Raw genomic sequence first — 1668 nt, 5'->3', positions numbered from 1 at the left:
AATTACGGAAAAATCAGCTGAGGAAGATTGACAGCGACGGTACCGAAATCTATAACGTTGCCGCGACACAACGATAACGACGCACGAGACACCTTCCCAAACCGGCTCCTCCGCGCCGGTTTTTTTATCTCACCGCCTCTTTCAGCGCTTTCCCCGCCCGGAACGCGGGAGCCCGTGCCGCCGGAATGATCATGGCCTCGCCGGTTTTGGGATTGCGGCCTGTGCGCTCGGCGCGGGTTTTGACTCCAAAGGTGCCGAATCCACTCAGTTTAACGGCATCCCCTGCCGCCAGTGCCTGAGTGACGGCCTCGGTGAAAGCGTCTACAAGGGGTCAGTTTGGATATCGAAAATTATTGTACGTTAAGGCTGTTTTTTAATCAGACTCAGCTTCTTTATAGAAGGCCTACAACAGCTATGGCCTTAGCTTGGGAGATGTCCGCTTTCTCGCTGACCGCGCGCATAAGTTCGGGTTTGTTCATGGTGTTCCTCGTGGATTATTACATTCTGCAAACAGACGGAGAGCCAAATTTCTGCCAAATTGCCGAGACATATCTTGCCTGATGTATAGCATCAGCCAATGCATTGTGCTTGGTTCCCTCGAACAGCATGTCTTTTTTGGGATTAACGCCTAGTTTCTGTCGGCCAATTTCAACGATAGTTCTCACGTCAAATTCGTTCCAGAATTTCCACGGGCACGGCAACTGTGCAGCCTCATAGCCATTACGCAAAATCACGCAGTCGAATCCCACACCGTTACTCCAGATTTTCACCTGCCCGCCGTGTTGCAACTGCATTTCTGTTATCCAGAGGGCGAAATCGTCCAGCGCTTTTTCAAATTCCAGCGCCCCGTTATCTGCATCAAAAATCCGGCGGGCGCCCTCTGGCTGTTCCAGCCACCACGCCATCGTGTCTTTGTCACTCACGCCATATTTCTGAGCATCATCAGCATCAATCACCCGATAAAATTCATCGGAAAGCATCCCTGTATCAGGGTCGAAGACCACCGCGCCGATAGAGACGATAGCAGCATTGCAGGCAGTGCCGAGGGTTTCGAGGTCGAGCATGATATTCATATTTTGGGATTTACTTAAAGTGGGAGGACTTCAGAGAAGTTTGATGATCGCCGTAGCCACACCAATCGCGCCGACCATGATGCTAGCCATTTTGATAATCATCTTGTTGGTGAGGCTTTCGACGTCTTTGCGGAGTAGCGCCATGTCTGCCGCGGCCTCTTTGCGGGCGTCGGCGATGTCAAAGGCCAAATCCTTGCGGACTTCGGCGATTTTGGCGTCGGTCTTCTCGAACTGGGCCGCTGTGTCCTTGCGCGCTTCCGCTATCTGAGCATCGACTTTCTCAAACCGTGCTGCGGTATTTTTGCAGACTTCCGCGATTTCGGCGGACAGGTCTTTTTTGACCTCGGTTATCTGATTATCGACTTTCTCAAACCGAGACTGCATTTGTGCTTCATGCTTTTCAAAACGAGCAATCCCCTTTTGAAATCCAGCATCGATATCCTTGCGCGCATCCTCAAGGTCACGCCGGGTCGCCACATCCGCCACCTCGTGAGACTTGCGAACGGCGATAGAGATCGCCCGCGCCTGGTCTTTTGGCAAACCGGCGTTCTCCAGCGTCTCGACGAACTCTTGCGTATCAAATGCGACTTGGCCC

Annotated in this window: 2 protein-coding genes and 1 pseudogene; all 3 read right to left on the bottom strand. The window is 52.3% G+C overall.

What is annotated here, in order from left to right; translation table 11 throughout:
* Positions 1 to 124: 124 nt before the first annotated feature.
* A pseudogene (locus tag CINSTRO3249_RS15675) lies at positions 125 to 316 on the bottom strand (HU family DNA-binding protein); the annotation flags it as partial.
* A 181-nt stretch (positions 317 to 497) separates the two neighbouring features.
* On the bottom strand, positions 498 to 1073 hold the full coding sequence (locus CINSTRO3249_RS15670) for a 3'-5' exonuclease (protein ID WP_074013890.1): 576 nt from the start codon (positions 1071 to 1073) through the stop codon (positions 498 to 500).
* A 30-nt stretch (positions 1074 to 1103) separates the two neighbouring features.
* Positions 1104 to 1668 (bottom strand): CCDC90 family protein (locus tag CINSTRO3249_RS15665; protein WP_074013889.1); only part of this gene is annotated, 565 nt, incomplete at its 5' end.

Origin of the sequence: Candidatus Sodalis sp. SoCistrobi, assembly GCF_900143145.1 — a bacterium.
In the GTDB taxonomy this organism is placed as follows: Bacteria; Pseudomonadota; Gammaproteobacteria; order Enterobacterales; family Enterobacteriaceae; genus SoCistrobi.
The sequence above is the reverse complement of the archived record's forward strand: the minus strand, read 5'-3'. Positions and strand labels throughout refer to the sequence as shown.

Coding starts and splice junctions, on each gene's coding strand:
- CINSTRO3249_RS15670 (WP_074013890.1), bottom strand. CDS start 1,073: ATGAATATCATGCTCGACCTCGAAACCCTCGGCACTGCCTGCAATGCT.